The sequence below is a fragment of the Streptomyces sp. BYX5S genome, from assembly GCF_054724165.1.
Window position 1 is genome coordinate 7,514,935 of sequence record NZ_CM138829.1, and the last position, 13,767, is coordinate 7,528,701.

Here is a 13,767-nt window from a genome sequence, read left to right on the forward strand (position 1 = left end):
AGGATTGCCCGTCGGAGACCCCGAGCCCCCGATAGGGGGCGCGGGGAACTGCGCAAACCGCAACCACGGCTCCACGCAGCGAATGATCCGCCCGCCGAAGCGGAGCGTCTCAGTACTGCTCGGTCTCCACGAAGCCGGCGTCCGCGTCGTCGTCGGCGCCGAAGGCGTCGGCGGCGGCGGTCGGGTCGAACCCGGGAGGCGAGTCCTTGAGCGCCAGGCCCATGCCCGCGAGCTTGGCCTTGACCTCGTCGATCGACTTCGCACCGAAGTTGCGGATGTCGAGCAGGTCGGCCTCGGAGCGGGCGACGAGCTCACCCACGGAGTGGATGCCCTCGCGCTTGAGGCAGTTGTACGACCGAACGGTGAGCTCCAGCTCCTCGATCGGCAGCGCCAGATCGGCGGCGAGCGCGGCGTCCGTCGGGGACGGACCCATGTCGATGCCCTCGGCGTCGATGTTCAGCTCGCGGGCGAGACCGAACAGCTCGACCAGGGTCTTGCCGGCGGACGCCATGGCGTCACGCGGGCGCATGGCCTGCTTGGTCTCGACGTCGACGATCAGCTTGTCGAAGTCGGTGCGCTGCTCGACACGCGTGGCCTCGACCTTGTACGTCACCTTGAGAACCGGCGAGTAGATCGAGTCGACCGGGATGCGCCCGATCTCCTGACCGACCTGCTTGTTCTGGACGGCGGAGACGTAGCCGCGACCGCGCTCGACGGTCAGCTCCATCTCCAGCTTGCCCTTGCCGTTGAGCGTGGCGAGGACGAGGTCGGGGTTGTGCACCTCGACACCGGCCGGGGGCGCGATGTCGGCGGCGGTGACCAGACCCGGGCCCTGCTTGCGCAGGTACATCACGACCGGCTCGTCGTGCTCCGAGGAGACGACCAGCTGCTTGATGTTGAGGATCAGGTCGGTGACGTCCTCCTTGACGCCCGGCACGGTGGTGAACTCGTGCAGCACGCCGTCGATCCGGATCGAGGTGACAGCGGCACCCGGGATCGAGGACAGGAGGGTACGGCGGAGGGAGTTGCCGAGGGTGTAACCGAAGCCCGGCTCCAGCGGCTCGATCACGAACCGGGAGCGGAACTCGTCGACGACCTCTTCGGTCAACGAGGGACGCTGAGCAATCAGCATGAAGTGAATCCTTCAGTCGTGGGCACCCACTATTTGATGCCCGACCAGTACTGCAATGGTACGGGCGGCACGGCCTCGTACAAGAGACGAGAGCCGTACCGCCCGAAAACCTCAGACCAAGCGGCCTGCGACGACCCGAGGGTCAGACGCGGCGACGCTTGGGCGGACGGCAGCCGTTGTGCGGGGTGGGCGTGACGTCCTGGATGGAGCCGACCTCAAGACCGGTCGCCTGAAGCGAACGGATGGCGGTCTCGCGACCCGAACCCGGGCCCTTGACGAACACGTCGACCTTGCGCATGCCGTGCTCCTGCGCGCGACGGGCAGCCGACTCGGCGGCCATCTGCGCGGCGAACGGCGTGGACTTGCGGGAGCCCTTGAAGCCGACGTGGCCGGCGGAGGCCCACGAGATCACGTTGCCGGTCGGGTCCGTGATGGACACGATCGTGTTGTTGAACGTGCTCTTGATGTGGGCGTGGCCGTGAGCGACGTTCTTCTTTTCCTTGCGGCGCACCTTCTTGGCAGCGCCCTGACGTCCCTTGGGGGGCATGTCGTTCTCCTACGGGAGGTGGTCGGTCCTACAGCGAAGACCGCTGAAAAGCGTCCGCTGTGGACTACTTCTTGCCCGGCTTCTTCTTACCGGCGATGGCGCGACGCGGGCCCTTGCGGGTACGAGCGTTCGTGCTGGTGCGCTGGCCGTGGACCGGCAGGCCACGACGGTGACGCAGACCCTGGTAGCAACCGATCTCGACCTTGCGGCGGATGTCGGCCTGGATCTCGCGACGGAGGTCACCCTCGGTCTGGAAGTTCTGGTCCACGTACTCGCGGATCTTCACGAGGTCTTCCTCGGAGATGTCGCGAACGCGGATGTTGCGGTCGACACCGATCGCGTCCAGCGTCTGCTGGGCGCGCGTGCGGCCGATGCCGAACACGTAGGTGAGGGCAACCTCGATGCGCTTCTCGCGCGGGAGGTCAACACCTTCAACGCGTGCCATTCATGGCTCCTGTTGATTCTCGGAGGTCTGCAGCAGAACCACTCCCAGCCGCCGGCCCCCCGAAGGGGAAGTGCGGTACGGACTGGGTCCTCGGCCTCCGACCGAAGGTGTCGCCACGGTGGTGGTGACCACCGCAGGCGGGCTCTGCGTATGTACTCAATGTGCTGCGTCGCGCGAACTCTGCGAACGAACTGCAGTAAAGGGGTTCTGGATCAGCCCTGGCGCTGCTTGTGGCGCGGGTTGTCGCAGATCACCATGACCCGACCGTGACGGCGGATCACCCTGCACTTGTCGCAGATCTTCTTGACGCTCGGCTTGACCTTCATGGGTGAGGTTCTCCGGGTCAGTTGCCGGCAGCCCGCCGAAGCGGGATTCGGGCAAGATCTACTTGTACCGGTAGACGATCCGGCCACGCGTCAGGTCGTACGGAGACAGCTCCACCACGACCCGGTCGTCAGGGAGGATGCGGATGTAGTGCATGCGCATCTTGCCGCTGATGTGTGCCAGGACCTGGTGGCCGTTCTGGAGCTCGACCTTGAACATGGCGTTCGGCAGAGACTCGACGACAGTGCCCTCGATCTCGATGGCACCTTGCTTCTTGGCCACGCTTCGCCCTTCGAATCGACTACCTTGATCGACTTGCGTGAGCGCATGGAGACATGCGCATACACGACAGCCGACGAGTCAGTCTACGTCAGTACCCCCGGAAAGACGAATCTCGTGATTCTGCCCCACCCCGTAGATCGTTAAGCCCCCAGCGGGTCCGGCGCCGCCGTGACGCCCAGCTCCGCCAGCTTCGCCCTGCCGCCGTCCGGCGCCGTCAGGACGAGCGGCCCGTCCTCCGTGAGCGCCACCGAGTGCTCCCAGTGCGAGGACCACGTGCCGTCCGTCGTGATGACGGTCCAGTCGTCGGCCAGCGTCTCCGTCTTCGGCGTACCGAGGGAGACCATCGGCTCGATGGCGAGGCAGAACCCGGGCACCAGCTTCGGCCCCTTGCCCCGCCGCCGCTCGACGTAGTTCAGCAGATGCGGGTCCATGTGCATCTCGGTCCCGATGCCGTGGCCGCCGTAGTCCTCGACGATCCCGTACTTGCCGCCGCCCGGCTTCGGCTGCCGCCGGATGTACGACTCGATGGCCCGCGAGATGTCGACCAGCCGGTTGCCGGTCTTCATGGCCGCGAGCCCGGCCCACATCGACTCCTCCGTCACCCGCGACAGCTCGATCAGCTCCGCCGAGTGCCCGGACCCGACGAACGCGGTGTACGCGGCGTCACCGTGCCACCCGTCGACGATCGCGCCGCAGTCGATCGAGATGATGTCGCCGTCCTCCAGGACGACGTCGTCGCTCGGGATGCCGTGCACCACCACCTCGTTCTTCGAGGTGCAGATGGTCGCGGGGAACCCCCCGTACCCGAGGAAGTTCGACTTCGCCCCGTGCTCGGCGAGCACCTTGCGGGCGATCTCGTCCAGATCCTTGGTGGTCGCGCCGGGCACGGCCGCCTCACGGGTCGCCGCGTGGATCGCCGCGACGACAAGCCCCGCCTCCCGCATCTTGCGAATCTGGTCGGGGGTCTTGATCTGCACCATGGGGGCCTGCGCTCTCCGTCATCCGGTACGAGGGTCACGTACGTCCGTTACGTACGTCCGGTAGTCCACTCCCCACCAACACTAAGGCCGCGGTCCCCCCGACGGGGAACCGCGGCCTCAGGCACGTACAACGGGTGAGGCGCTCAGCGCTTCAGGGCCTCCATGGCCCGCGCCGTGACCTCCTCGACCTTGCCGAGGGCGGGGATCGTCACGACGAGCCCCTGCTCCCGGTAGTAGTCGATGATCGGCTCGGTCTGCGTGTGGTAGACCTCGAGCCGCTTGCGCACGGTCTCTTCCTTGTCGTCGTCGCGCTGGTACAGCTCGCCGCCGCAGACGTCACAGACGCCCTCGGTCTCCGGCTGCTTGTACACGACGTGGAACACGTGCGCCGAGTCGTTACGGCAGATGCGGCGGCCGGCGATGCGCTTGACCACCTCGTCCTCGGGGACCTCCAGGTCCAGAACCGCGTCCAGCGTGACGGCGTCGGCCTTGAGGGCGACGTCGAGCGCCTCGGCCTGCGAGACGTTGCGCGGGAAGCCGTCGAGCAGGAAGCCGTTCACGGCGTCCGGCTGCTCCATGCGGTCCTTCGCCATCCCGATGGTGACCTCGTCCGGGACGAGCTGGCCGGCGTCCATGTAGGACTTGGCCTGCTTGCCGAGGTCCGTGCCCTGGCTGATGTTGGCACGGAAGAGGTCGCCCGTGGAGATGTGCGGAATCGACAGGTTCTTGGCCAGGAACGCGGCCTGCGTTCCCTTGCCAGCACCGGGCGGCCCGACGAGGACGATTCGCATCAGCGGAGGAACCCTTCGTAATTGCGCTGCTGGAGCTGGCTCTCGATCTGCTTCACCGTCTCCAGGCCCACACCCACGATGATCAGGATGCTCGTACCACCGAACGGGAAGTTCTGGTTTGCCCCGAAACCAACCAACGCCATCGTCGGCACGAGAGCGATCAGGCCCAAATACAGCGAACCCGGCCAGGTGATCCGGTTGAGCACGTAACTCAGGTACTCAGCGGTCGGTCGGCCAGCCCGGATGCCCGGGATGAAGCCACCATACTTCTTCATGTTGTCGGCGACTTCCTCGGGGTTGAACGAGATCGCCACGTAGAAGAAGGCGAAGAACACGATCAGGAGGAAGTACGTGACGATATAAATCGGGTGATTTCCCTTGGTCAGGTGGTCGTCGATCCAGATTTTCCAGCCGGAATCGCCTCCCGCGAACTGCGCGACCAGGGCGGGGATGTAGAGCAGCGACGACGCGAAGATGACCGGGATCACACCGGCCTGGTTCACCTTGAGCGGGATGTACGTGGACGTACCGCCGTAGGAACGACGGCCGATCATGCGCTTCGCGTACTGCACCGGGATACGGCGCTGGGCCTGCTCGACGAAGACCACCAGGGCGACCATGACCAGGCCGACGAGGATGACCGTGCCGAACTCGATCCAGCCGTCGGCCAGCGAGCCCTGCTCCTTGATGGCCCACAGGGCCGCCGGGAAGGTGGCGGCGATCGAGATGAACATCAGGATCGACATGCCGTTGCCGATGCCGCGGTCGGTGATCAGCTCGCCGAGCCACATCATGACGCAGGTACCGGCGGTCATCACGATGACCATCGTGACGGTGACGAAGATCGACTGGTCGGGCACGATCTCGCTGGCGACGGGGCAGCCCTGGAAGAGCGCGCCGGTGCGAGCGGTAGCGACGAGGCCCGTGCCCTGGAGGACGGCGAGCGCCACGGTCAGATAACGCGTGTACTGCGTGATCTTCGCCGTGCCGGCCTGCCCCTCCTTCTTGAGGGCTTCGAGGCGCGGGATCACCACGGTGAGCAGCTGCAGAATGATGCTCGCGGTGATGTACGGCATGATGCCCAGCGCGAAGATGGTGATCTGCAGCAGCGCGCCGCCACTGAACATGTTCACCAGGCCGAACAGCCCGTTCGATCCGGACTTGGCCGCATCCATGCACGTCTGGACATTCGTGTAGTCGACGCCGGGGATCGGGATGTGCGCCCCGAGCCGGTAGATCACGATGATGCCCAGCGTGAAGAGCAGCTTCTTGCGCAGGTCGGGCGTCTTGAACGCCCGGGCGAACGCGGTGAGCACGGTGCCTCCTGCGACCCCCGCGCGCGTGCGTCAGAGGTGACGGTCTTGAGGATTCGACAAATACGTAAACGGTCTAACGGCCAAGAGCCGGGTTTGGTGCCGGGGGCACACAAAGCCCGGAACTTAACAGCGGACGCCACCTTACCGGCGCAACTGCCCCCCTTGGAACGACCAACCGGGGATGCCCCATATGTGGGGCATCCCCGGTAGGGATCGCTCGGGTCATCGAGCCGATGTCTGGACTCAGACGAGCTCGGTGACCGTACCGCCGGCGGCGGTGATCTTCTCCTTGGCGGAGCCGGAGACGGCGTCGACCGTCACCTGCAGCGCCACGGAGATCTCGCCCTGGCCCAGGACCTTGACGAGGCTGTTCTTACGGACAGCACCCTTCTCCACCAGACCCTCGACGGTGACTTCGCCACCCTCGGGGTACAGCGAGGCGAGCTTGTCCAGGTTCACGACCTGGAACTCGACCTTGAAGGGGTTCTTGAAGCCCTTCAGCTTCGGAAGACGCATGTGGAGGGGCATCTGGCCACCCTCGAAGCGCTCCGGAACCTGGTAACGGGCCTTCGTACCCTTGGTACCGCGACCTGCCGTCTTACCCTTCGACGCCTCACCACGACCGACACGGGTCTTGGCGGTCTTGGCGCCGGGGGCCGGACGGAGGTTGTGGATCTTGAGCGGGTTCTGCTCACCCATGATCAGTCGACCTCCTCGACCGTCACGAGGTGGCGGACGGTGTGCACCATGCCGCGGAACTCGGGACGATCCTCCTTGACGACCTGCGTGTTGATGCCCTTGAGACCAAGGGAACGCAGGGTGTCACGGTGGTTCTGCTTGCTGCCGATGTACGACTTCGTCTGCGTGATCTTGAGCTGTGCCATTACGCAGCACCAGCCCCGGCACGCGCACGCAGCAGGGCCGCGGGGGCGACGTCCTCGAGGGGCAGACCACGGCGAGCCGCGATCTCCTCGGGACGCTGCAGACCACGCAGGGCCTCCACCGTGGCGTGCACGATGTTGATCGCGTTCGACGAACCGAGCGACTTCGACAGGATGTCGTGCACGCCCGCGCACTCGAGCACGGCGCGCACCGGACCACCGGCGATAACACCGGTACCGGGGGAAGCCGGCTTGAGCAGGACGACGCCCGCAGCCTTCTCGCCCGTGATCGGGTGCGGGATGGTGCCCTGGATACGGGGGACCTTGAAGAAGTGCTTCTTGGCCTCCTCAACACCCTTGGCGATGGCGGCCGGCACCTCCTTGGCCTTGCCGTAACCGACACCCACGGTGCCGTCACCGTCGCCCACCACGACCAGCGCGGTGAAGCTGAAGCGACGACCACCCTTCACAACCTTGGCGACGCGGTTGATCGCGACAACGCGCTCAACGTACGCGGTCTTCTCGGCGGCGTTGCCACCGTCGCGACCCTTCCGGTCCCGCCGCTCGCCGCCACCGGCACCGCCACCGCGGCGCTGGGGTCCAGCCATTGGAATTACCTCTCTCTGTTTCCGCTAGCTACGGAACCAGGACTCAGAACTTGAGTCCGGCTTCGCGGGCGGCGTCCGCCAGGGCAGCGATGCGCCCGGCGTACTGGTTACCACCACGGTCGAACACGACAGTCTCGACACCGGCGGCCTTGGCGCGCTCGGCGACCAGGGCGCCGACCGACTTGGCCTGGGCGGACTTGTCGCCCTCGCCACCGCGGATCGAGGTGTCCAGGGTCGACGCCGACGCGAGGGTGTGACCCTTAACGTCGTCGATGACCTGGGCCACGATGTTGCGGTTCGAACGCGTCACGACCAGGCGCGGGCGCTCGGCCGTACCCGAGATGTGCTTGCGGATACGGATGTGGCGGCGCTTGATGGCCGCACGCTTGTAAGCGTCGCCCTTAGCGATCTTCTGACCGTATGCCATGGCTTACTTACCCGCCTTTCCGACCTTGCGGCGGATGACTTCGCCTTCGTACTTGACGCCCTTGGCCTTGTACGGGTCGGGCTTGCGCAGCTTGCGGATGTTGGCCGCAACCTCGCCGACCTTCTGCTTGTCGATGCCCTCGACCGAGAACTTGGTCGGCGACTCGACCTTGAACGAGATGCCCTCGGGCGCCTCGACCAGGATCGGGTGGCTGTAGCCGAGCGAGAACTCCAGGTTGGAGCCCTTCGCCAGGACGCGGTAACCGACACCGCTGATCTCGAGCTTCTTCACGTAACCCGTGGTCACGCCGGTGATCATGTTCGCCACCAGCGTGCGGGACAGGCCGTGCAGGGCCTTGTTCTGACGCTCGTCGTTCGGGCGGGTGACGTTCAGAACGCCGTCCTCACCCTTGGCGATCTCGATCGGCGCCGCGACGGTGTGAGCCAGGGTGCCCTTGGAACCCTTGACCGTGACCGTCTGGCCGTCGATGGTGACGTCCACGCCGGCGGGAACCGTGATGGGGAGCTTGCCAATACGCGACATAGCTGTTTCCTCCGTTCCCTTCCGCTACCAGACGTAGGCGAGGACTTCCCCACCCACGCCCTTCTTGCCTGCCTGCTGGCCGGTCAGGAGACCGTGCGACGTGGAGATGATCGCCACGCCGAGGCCACCGAGAACCTTCGGCAGGTTGGTGGACTTCGCGTAAACACGCAGACCCGGCTTGGAGATGCGCTTGATGCCGGCGATCGAACGCTCACGGTTCGGGCCGAACTTCAGCTCCAGGACGAGGTTCTTGCCGACCTCGGCGTCCTCGACCTTCCAGCCGGTGATGAAACCCTCCTGCTGGAGGATCTCCGCGATGTGCGACTTGATCTTGCTGTGCGGCATCGACACGGAGTCGTGGTATGCCGAGTTCGCGTTCCGCAGACGCGTAAGCATGTCTGCGATCGGATCAGTCATGGTCATGAATTGGCCTTCGGCCTCTCTCGCCGGGGTTTCCTGTATGCGCCATCCCTCTCCCCACACAGGGGCGGGACGGGTGCGGCGCGGGGACCTACGGCGTAGTAAGTCGGTCAGGGCGGCAGAAGCGCCCAACCCTCCTAGCGTAAGCCATGAGAGCTGGGGCCTCTGCCGACCCTCTACTTACCGAGAGATCCGGACAATCCCCTACGGCCCAAAGGGCAGTAGGTGATTACCAGGAGCTCTTGGTCACGCCCGGCAGCTCGCCACGGTGAGCCATCTCACGAAGGCACACGCGGCAGAGGCCGAACTTGCGGTACACGGAGTGCGGACGGCCGCAGCGCTGGCAGCGCGTGTAGCCGCGGACACCGAACTTCGGCTTACGAGCAGCCTTGGCAATAAGAGCCTTCTTCGCCATCTCGCTTACGCCTCCTTGAACGGGAAGCCGAGGTGACGAAGGAGGGCGCGGCCCTCGTCGTCGTTGGTCGCCGTGGTGACCACGGTGATGTCCATACCCCGGACGCGGTCGATCTTGTCCTGGTCGATCTCGTGGAACATGACCTGCTCGGTGAGACCGAAGGTGTAGTTGCCACGGCCGTCGAACTGCTTGGGGGACAGACCACGGAAGTCGCGGATGCGCGGAAGCGCGAGCGACAGGGTGCGGTCCAGGAACTCCCACATGCGGTCGCCACGAAGCGTGACGTGGGCACCGATCGGCTGACCCTCACGCAGCTTGAACTGCGCGATGGACTTGCGAGCCTTGGTGATGGCCGGCTTCTGGCCGGTGATCGTCGTGAGGTCACGGACGGCACCGTCCATGAGCTTCGAGTCACGGGCGGCGTCGCCGACACCCATGTTCACGACGACCTTCACGAGACCGGGAATCTGCATGACGTTCTCGTACGAGAACTCCTCCTGCAGCTTCGCCGTGATCTCCTCGCGGTACTTCGTCTTGAGACGCGGAGTGGTGGTGGTCGTCATCAGATGTCCTCACCCGTCCGCTTGGCAACGCGGATCTTGTTGCCCTCGTCGTCGAAGCGGTAACCGACGCGCGTGACAACCTTGTTGCCGTCCTTCTCCACGACCAGCTGGACGTTGGAGACGTGGACGGGGGCCTCGGTCGTCACGATGCCGCCGGCCTGCGAGCCGCTGGCGGTCGGGCCGGCCTTCGTGTGCTTCTTGACCCGGTTGACACCCTCGACCAGGACACGCTCGTCGCGCGGGTAAGCGGCAATGACCTTGCCCTGCTTGCCCTTGTCCTTACCGGTGATGACCTGGACCAGGTCGCCCTTCTTGATCTTCATGCTTACAGCACCTCCGGCGCGAGCGAGATGATCTTCATGAACTTCTTCTCGCGCAGCTCACGGCCCACCGGGCCGAAGATACGGGTGCCGCGAGGGTCGCCGTCGTTCTTCAGAATGACGGCGGCGTTCTCGTCGAAGCGGATGTACGAGCCGTCCGGACGGCGGCGCTCCTTGACGGTGCGAACGATGACCGCCTTGACGACGTCACCCTTCTTCACGTTGCCACCGGGGATCGCGTCCTTGACGGTGGCGACGATGACGTCACCGATGCCCGCGTAGCGGCGACCCGAGCCACCGAGAACACGGATGGTGAGAATTTCCTTCGCACCCGTGTTGTCGGCGACGCGCAGTCGCGACTCCTGCTGGATCACGTCTATCTCCTGATTGTCTGCCGGTTCCCGGCAGGGGCTTCTCTCTTACGAGAGGGCCCCTGCCGAGCCTGGCGGAACGAACTCTGAGGGATGCCTCAGAGAATTACTTGGCCTTCTCGAGGATCTCGACGATGCGCCAGCGCTTGCTCGCCGACAGCGGACGCGTCTCCATCAGGAGGACGCGGTCGCCGACGCCGGCAGCGTTCTGCTCGTCGTGCGCCTTGAGCTTGTTCGTACGGCGGATGACCTTGCCGTACAGGGCGTGCTTGACGCGGTCCTCGACAGCGACGACGACGGTCTTGTCCATCTTGTCGCTGACGACAAGGCCCTCACGGGTCTTGCGGAAGCCGCGGGCGGCAGTCTCTTCAGTCACAGTCTTCTCGCTCATCAGGCGCTCTCCACCGTCTCGATGCCCAGCTCGCGCTCGCGCATGAGGGTGTAGATCCGCGCGATGTCCTTGCGGACGGCCTTGAGCCGGCCGTGGTTCTCGAGCTGACCGGTCGCCGCCTGGAAGCGGAGGTTGAACAGCTCTTCCTTGGCCTCGCGGAGCTTGCCCAGAAGCTCCTCGTTGCCCAGCTCGCGCAGCTCAGACGCCTTGGTTCCGGCCGACATCACGCTTCACCTGCCTCGCGCTTAACGATCTTGCACTTCATCGGCAGCTTGTGCGCTGCACGAGTCAGCGCCTCACGCGCGATCTTCTCGTTGGGGTACGACAGCTCGAACATCACGCGTCCGGGCTTGACGTTGGCGACCCACCACTCCGGCGAACCCTTACCGGAACCCATGCGGGTCTCGGCAGGCTTCTTGGTGAGGGGGCGGTCCGGGTAGATGTTGATCCAGACCTTGCCGCCACGCTTGATGTGACGCGTCATGGCGATACGAGCGGCCTCGATCTGACGGTTCGTCACGTACGCCGGGGTGAGCGCCTGGATGCCGTACTCGCCGAACGCAACCTGCGTGCCACCCTTGGACATACCGCTGCGCTTCGGGTGGTGCTGCTTGCGGTGCTTGACCCTACGGGGGATCAGCATTTCGGTCAGGCCTCCGTTCCGGTGCTCTCAGCCGGAGCGGCAGCGGCGGGCGCGTCGGCCTTGGGGGCCTCGGCGGCCGGAGCCTGCTGCTGCTGCGGCTTACGACCGCGACCGCCACGCTCGCCACCGCGGCCACCACGGGCCGGGCGGTCGTTGCCACCACGGGCCGGACGGTTACCGGCGCGGGCAGCGGCGTTCTCGGCGCGAACCTCGGCGATGTTCTTGACGTCGCCCTTGTAGATCCAGACCTTCACGCCGATGCGGCCGAAGGTCGTCTTGGCCTCGAAGAAGCCGTAGTCCACGTTGGCGCGGAGCGTGTGCAGGGGCACGCGGCCCTCGCGGTAGAACTCCGAACGGGACATCTCGGCACCGCCGAGACGACCGCCACACTGGATCTTGATGCCCTTGGCGCCGGCCTTCATCGTGCCCTGCATGCTCTTGCGCATGGCACGACGGAAGGAGACGCGGGAGGACAGCTGCTCGGCAACAGCCTGAGCAACCAGCTGAGCGTCGGTCTCGGGGCTCTTGACCTCGAGGATGTTCAGCTGGACCTGCTTGCCCGTGAGCTTCTCGAGGTCACCGCGGATGCGGTCGGCCTCGGCGCCACGACGGCCGATGACGATGCCGGGACGAGCGGTGTGGATGTCCACACGCACGCGGTCACGGGTGCGCTCGATCTCCACCTTCGAGATGCCGGCGCGCTCCATGCCGGACGTCATCATCCGACGGATGGCGACGTCTTCCTTGACGTAGTCCTTGTACAGCTTGTCGGCGTACCAACGCGACTTGAAGTCGGTCGTGACACCGAGCCGGAACCCGTGCGGGTTTACCTTCTGGCCCATTACCGGGTTCCTTCCTTGCTGCTGACGACCACGGTGATGTGGCTGGTCCGCTTACGGATCCGGTAGGCACGGCCCTGAGCACGCGGACGGAACCGCTTCAGGGTCGGGCCCTCGTCCACGTACGCCTCGCTGATGAACAGCGACGAGGCGTCGGTGTGGTCGTAGTTGTGCGCGGCGTTGGCGATGGCGCTGTCGAGCACCTTGCCCACCGGCTGGCTCGCGGCCTGCGGGGCGAAACGCAGGACCGCCTGAGCCTCCGTGGCGTCCATGCCACGGATGAGGTCCACCACGCGGCGGGCCTTCATGGGCGTGACGCGGATGTACCGCGCCTGGGCCCTGGCTTCCATGGTTGTCCCTTCGGTGTTAGTCATAGTCGATTCCACCCCGCCTTAGCGGCGCTTCGACTTCCGGTCGTCCTTGACGTGACCCCGGAAGGTGCGCGTCGGCGAGAACTCGCCGAGCTTGTGGCCGACCATCGACTCGGTGACGAACACCGGGATGTGGGTCTTGCCGTTGTGCACCGCGATCGTGTGACCCAGCATGCTGGGAACGATCATCGAGCGGCGGGACCAGGTCTTGATGACGTTCTTGGTACCGGCTTCGTTCTGAGCGTCCACCTTCTTTACGAGGTGGCCGTCGACGAAGGGTCCCTTCTTGAGACTGCGCGGCATCTAAACCCGCTCCTAGCGCTTCTTGTTCGACTTGCGGCGGCGGACGATGTACTTGTTGCTCGCCTTGTTGCGATCACGAGTACGACCCTCCTTCTTGCCCCACGGCGAGACCGGGTGGCGACCACCGGAGGTCTTGCCTTCACCACCACCGTGCGGGTGGTCGACCGGGTTCATGACGACACCACGCACGGTCGGGCGGACGCCCTTCCAGCGCATGCGGCCGGCCTTGCCCCAGTTGATGTTGCTCTGCTCGGCGTTGCCGACCTCGCCGACGGTGGCGCGGCAGCGCACGTCGACCAGGCGGATCTCGCCGGAGGGCATACGAAGGTGGGCCATCGAGCCCTCCTTCGCGAGCAGCTGCACGGAGGCACCCGCGGAGCGGGCGAACTTGGCGCCACCACCGGGACGGAGCTCGATCGCGTGGATCGTGGTACCGACCGGGATGTTGCGGAGCGCCAGGTTGTTACCGGGCTTGATGTCGGCAGCGGGGCCGTTCTCCACCTTGGCGCCCTGCGCGAGACCGCGCGGAGCCAGGATGTAGCGCTTCTCGCCGTCCGCGTAGTGCAGGAGCGCGATGCGCGCAGTGCGGTTCGGGTCGTACTCGATGTGAGCGACCTTCGCCGGCACGCCGTCCTTGTCGTGACGACGGAAGTCGATCACGCGGTAGGCGCGCTTGTGTCCGCCACCCTGGTGGCGAACGGTGATCCGACCGGCGTTGTTACGGCCGCCCTTGCTGTGCAGCGGGCGGACCAGCGACTTCTCCGGCGTGGACCGCGTTACCTCGACGAAGTCGGCGACGGAGGAGCCACGGCGGCCCGGCGTCGTCGGCTTGTACTTGCGGATTCCCATTTCTCA

25 protein-coding genes are annotated in these 13,767 nt (G+C 65.6%); all 25 read right to left on the reverse strand.

Annotated features, from left to right (window positions below; genetic code table 11):
- Positions 1 to 109: 109 nt before the first annotated feature.
- Positions 110 to 1,132, reverse strand: a complete 1,023-nt coding sequence (locus tag ACYBSK_RS33800; RefSeq protein WP_003966937.1) for a DNA-directed RNA polymerase subunit alpha — start codon at positions 1,130 to 1,132, stop codon at positions 110 to 112.
- Between the two features lie 142 nt (positions 1,133 to 1,274).
- Positions 1,275 to 1,679, reverse strand: a complete 405-nt coding sequence (gene rpsK / locus ACYBSK_RS33805) for a 30S ribosomal protein S11 (RefSeq protein WP_003948617.1) — start codon at positions 1,677 to 1,679, stop codon at positions 1,275 to 1,277.
- Positions 1,680 to 1,743: 64 nt separating this feature from the next.
- A complete protein-coding gene (gene rpsM, locus ACYBSK_RS33810) occupies positions 1,744 to 2,124 on the reverse strand; it encodes a 30S ribosomal protein S13 (protein WP_306320981.1) in 381 nt (126 codons plus the stop codon).
- Positions 2,125 to 2,336: 212 nt separating this feature from the next.
- On the reverse strand, positions 2,337 to 2,450 hold the full coding sequence (gene rpmJ / locus ACYBSK_RS33815; protein WP_003974245.1) for a 50S ribosomal protein L36: 114 nt from the start codon (positions 2,448 to 2,450) through the stop codon (positions 2,337 to 2,339).
- A gap of 58 nt (positions 2,451 to 2,508) precedes the next feature.
- Entirely contained in the window at positions 2,509 to 2,730 is a 222-nt protein-coding gene (gene infA, locus ACYBSK_RS33820) for a translation initiation factor IF-1 (protein ID WP_003948620.1), read from the reverse strand.
- 140 nt (positions 2,731 to 2,870) lie between these two features.
- Complete coding sequence (gene map / locus ACYBSK_RS33825; RefSeq protein WP_457481075.1) at positions 2,871 to 3,710, reverse strand: type I methionyl aminopeptidase; 840 nt, start codon at positions 3,708 to 3,710, stop codon at positions 2,871 to 2,873.
- A gap of 143 nt (positions 3,711 to 3,853) precedes the next feature.
- Positions 3,854 to 4,501, reverse strand: a complete 648-nt coding sequence (locus ACYBSK_RS33830) for an adenylate kinase (RefSeq protein WP_460244380.1) — start codon at positions 4,499 to 4,501, stop codon at positions 3,854 to 3,856.
- A complete protein-coding gene (gene secY / locus ACYBSK_RS33835; RefSeq protein ID WP_457481077.1) occupies positions 4,501 to 5,817 on the reverse strand; it encodes a preprotein translocase subunit SecY in 1,317 nt (438 codons plus the stop codon). Before secY ends, ACYBSK_RS33830 begins: the two co-directional genes overlap by 1 nt.
- Positions 5,818 to 6,060: 243 nt before the next feature.
- On the reverse strand, positions 6,061 to 6,516 hold the full coding sequence (rplO, locus tag ACYBSK_RS33840) for a 50S ribosomal protein L15 (protein ID WP_457481078.1): 456 nt from the start codon (positions 6,514 to 6,516) through the stop codon (positions 6,061 to 6,063).
- Positions 6,517 to 6,518: 2 nt separating this feature from the next.
- The gene (gene rpmD / locus ACYBSK_RS33845) at positions 6,519 to 6,701 is read right to left on the reverse strand and encodes a 50S ribosomal protein L30 (RefSeq protein WP_005481207.1); all 183 of its coding nucleotides are present in this window, start codon (positions 6,699 to 6,701) and stop codon (positions 6,519 to 6,521) included.
- Positions 6,701 to 7,306: a 30S ribosomal protein S5 gene (gene rpsE / locus ACYBSK_RS33850; protein WP_266713097.1), complete on the reverse strand. Its 606-nt coding sequence runs from the start codon at positions 7,304 to 7,306 to the stop codon at positions 6,701 to 6,703. Before rpsE ends, rpmD begins: the two co-directional genes overlap by 1 nt.
- A gap of 43 nt (positions 7,307 to 7,349) precedes the next feature.
- Complete coding sequence (gene rplR / locus ACYBSK_RS33855; protein ID WP_404147812.1) at positions 7,350 to 7,733, reverse strand: 50S ribosomal protein L18; 384 nt, start codon at positions 7,731 to 7,733, stop codon at positions 7,350 to 7,352.
- A 3-nt stretch (positions 7,734 to 7,736) separates the two neighbouring features.
- On the reverse strand, positions 7,737 to 8,276 hold the full coding sequence (rplF, locus tag ACYBSK_RS33860; RefSeq protein ID WP_457481079.1) for a 50S ribosomal protein L6: 540 nt from the start codon (positions 8,274 to 8,276) through the stop codon (positions 7,737 to 7,739).
- Between the two features lie 24 nt (positions 8,277 to 8,300).
- A complete protein-coding gene (rpsH, locus tag ACYBSK_RS33865) occupies positions 8,301 to 8,699 on the reverse strand; it encodes a 30S ribosomal protein S8 (protein WP_158989430.1) in 399 nt (132 codons plus the stop codon).
- Positions 8,700 to 8,925: 226 nt separating this feature from the next.
- A complete protein-coding gene (locus tag ACYBSK_RS33870) occupies positions 8,926 to 9,111 on the reverse strand; it encodes a type Z 30S ribosomal protein S14 (protein WP_003948630.1) in 186 nt (61 codons plus the stop codon).
- A 5-nt stretch (positions 9,112 to 9,116) separates the two neighbouring features.
- Positions 9,117 to 9,674 (reverse strand): 50S ribosomal protein L5, encoded by a 558-nt coding sequence (gene rplE, locus ACYBSK_RS33875; RefSeq protein ID WP_389270534.1) that lies wholly within the window; start codon positions 9,672 to 9,674, stop codon positions 9,117 to 9,119.
- Positions 9,674 to 9,997 carry a 50S ribosomal protein L24 gene (rplX, locus tag ACYBSK_RS33880; RefSeq protein ID WP_016645174.1) on the reverse strand — a complete coding sequence of 108 codons (324 nt, stop codon included), beginning with the start codon at positions 9,995 to 9,997 and terminating at the stop codon, positions 9,674 to 9,676. The genes rplE and rplX overlap by 1 nt, the downstream gene beginning before the upstream one ends.
- Positions 9,998 to 9,999: 2 nt before the next feature.
- Positions 10,000 to 10,368, reverse strand: coding sequence for a 50S ribosomal protein L14 (gene rplN / locus ACYBSK_RS33885; protein WP_003974257.1), 369 nt, complete (start codon positions 10,366 to 10,368; stop codon positions 10,000 to 10,002).
- 103 nt (positions 10,369 to 10,471) lie between these two features.
- Positions 10,472 to 10,756, reverse strand: a complete 285-nt coding sequence (gene rpsQ, locus ACYBSK_RS33890) for a 30S ribosomal protein S17 (protein WP_266713085.1) — start codon at positions 10,754 to 10,756, stop codon at positions 10,472 to 10,474.
- Positions 10,756 to 10,980: a 50S ribosomal protein L29 gene (gene rpmC / locus ACYBSK_RS33895; RefSeq protein ID WP_030174543.1), complete on the reverse strand. Its 225-nt coding sequence runs from the start codon at positions 10,978 to 10,980 to the stop codon at positions 10,756 to 10,758. Before rpmC ends, rpsQ begins: the two co-directional genes overlap by 1 nt.
- Positions 10,980 to 11,399, reverse strand: coding sequence for a 50S ribosomal protein L16 (rplP, locus tag ACYBSK_RS33900; protein ID WP_059424836.1), 420 nt, complete (start codon positions 11,397 to 11,399; stop codon positions 10,980 to 10,982). Before rplP ends, rpmC begins: the two co-directional genes overlap by 1 nt.
- Before the next feature lie 5 nt (positions 11,400 to 11,404).
- Complete coding sequence (rpsC, locus tag ACYBSK_RS33905) at positions 11,405 to 12,241, reverse strand: 30S ribosomal protein S3 (protein ID WP_306320969.1); 837 nt, start codon at positions 12,239 to 12,241, stop codon at positions 11,405 to 11,407.
- Positions 12,241 to 12,588 (reverse strand): 50S ribosomal protein L22, encoded by a 348-nt coding sequence (gene rplV, locus ACYBSK_RS33910; protein WP_306320968.1) that lies wholly within the window; start codon positions 12,586 to 12,588, stop codon positions 12,241 to 12,243. The genes rpsC and rplV overlap by 1 nt, the downstream gene beginning before the upstream one ends.
- 42 nt (positions 12,589 to 12,630) lie before the next feature.
- On the reverse strand, positions 12,631 to 12,912 hold the full coding sequence (rpsS, locus tag ACYBSK_RS33915) for a 30S ribosomal protein S19 (protein WP_055718840.1): 282 nt from the start codon (positions 12,910 to 12,912) through the stop codon (positions 12,631 to 12,633).
- A gap of 12 nt (positions 12,913 to 12,924) precedes the next feature.
- On the reverse strand, positions 12,925 to 13,761 hold the full coding sequence (rplB, locus tag ACYBSK_RS33920; protein ID WP_457481080.1) for a 50S ribosomal protein L2: 837 nt from the start codon (positions 13,759 to 13,761) through the stop codon (positions 12,925 to 12,927).
- Between the last annotated feature and the right edge of the window lie 6 nt (positions 13,762 to 13,767).

Excerpts from the sequence above, each read along its gene's own strand:
- rpsC (WP_306320969.1), bottom strand. The coding sequence starts at position 12,241 with ATGGGCCAGAAGGTAAACCCGCACGGGTTCCGGCTCGGTGTCACGACC.
- rpsS (WP_055718840.1), bottom strand. The coding sequence starts at position 12,912 with ATGCCGCGCAGTCTCAAGAAGGGACCCTTCGTCGACGGCCACCTCGTA.
- rplB (WP_457481080.1), bottom strand. The coding sequence starts at position 13,761 with ATGGGAATCCGCAAGTACAAGCCGACGACGCCGGGCCGCCGTGGCTCC.
- rplR (WP_404147812.1), bottom strand. The coding sequence starts at position 7,733 with ATGGCATACGGTCAGAAGATCGCTAAGGGCGACGCTTACAAGCGTGCG.
- rplX (WP_016645174.1), bottom strand. The coding sequence starts at position 9,997 with ATGAAGATCAAGAAGGGCGACCTGGTCCAGGTCATCACCGGTAAGGAC.
- map (WP_457481075.1), bottom strand. The coding sequence starts at position 3,710 with ATGGTGCAGATCAAGACCCCCGACCAGATTCGCAAGATGCGGGAGGCG.
- ACYBSK_RS33870 (WP_003948630.1), bottom strand. The coding sequence starts at position 9,111 with ATGGCGAAGAAGGCTCTTATTGCCAAGGCTGCTCGTAAGCCGAAGTTC.
- rpmJ (WP_003974245.1), bottom strand. The coding sequence starts at position 2,450 with ATGAAGGTCAAGCCGAGCGTCAAGAAGATCTGCGACAAGTGCAGGGTG.
- rpsK (WP_003948617.1), bottom strand. The coding sequence starts at position 1,679 with ATGCCCCCCAAGGGACGTCAGGGCGCTGCCAAGAAGGTGCGCCGCAAG.
- rpmC (WP_030174543.1), bottom strand. The coding sequence starts at position 10,980 with ATGTCGGCCGGAACCAAGGCGTCTGAGCTGCGCGAGCTGGGCAACGAG.
- ACYBSK_RS33800 (WP_003966937.1), bottom strand. The coding sequence starts at position 1,132 with ATGCTGATTGCTCAGCGTCCCTCGTTGACCGAAGAGGTCGTCGACGAG.
- rplO (WP_457481078.1), bottom strand. The coding sequence starts at position 6,516 with ATGGGTGAGCAGAACCCGCTCAAGATCCACAACCTCCGTCCGGCCCCC.
- rplV (WP_306320968.1), bottom strand. The coding sequence starts at position 12,588 with ATGGAAGCCAGGGCCCAGGCGCGGTACATCCGCGTCACGCCCATGAAG.
- rpsE (WP_266713097.1), bottom strand. The coding sequence starts at position 7,306 with ATGGCTGGACCCCAGCGCCGCGGTGGCGGTGCCGGTGGCGGCGAGCGG.
- rplP (WP_059424836.1), bottom strand. The coding sequence starts at position 11,399 with ATGCTGATCCCCCGTAGGGTCAAGCACCGCAAGCAGCACCACCCGAAG.
- rpsH (WP_158989430.1), bottom strand. The coding sequence starts at position 8,699 with ATGACCATGACTGATCCGATCGCAGACATGCTTACGCGTCTGCGGAAC.
- rplF (WP_457481079.1), bottom strand. The coding sequence starts at position 8,276 with ATGTCGCGTATTGGCAAGCTCCCCATCACGGTTCCCGCCGGCGTGGAC.
- rplE (WP_389270534.1), bottom strand. The coding sequence starts at position 9,674 with ATGACGACCACCACCACTCCGCGTCTCAAGACGAAGTACCGCGAGGAG.
- ACYBSK_RS33830 (WP_460244380.1), bottom strand. The coding sequence starts at position 4,501 with ATGCGAATCGTCCTCGTCGGGCCGCCCGGTGCTGGCAAGGGAACGCAG.
- rpsM (WP_306320981.1), bottom strand. The coding sequence starts at position 2,124 with ATGGCACGCGTTGAAGGTGTTGACCTCCCGCGCGAGAAGCGCATCGAG.
- rpsQ (WP_266713085.1), bottom strand. The coding sequence starts at position 10,756 with ATGAGCGAGAAGACTGTGACTGAAGAGACTGCCGCCCGCGGCTTCCGC.
- rpmD (WP_005481207.1), bottom strand. The coding sequence starts at position 6,701 with ATGGCACAGCTCAAGATCACGCAGACGAAGTCGTACATCGGCAGCAAG.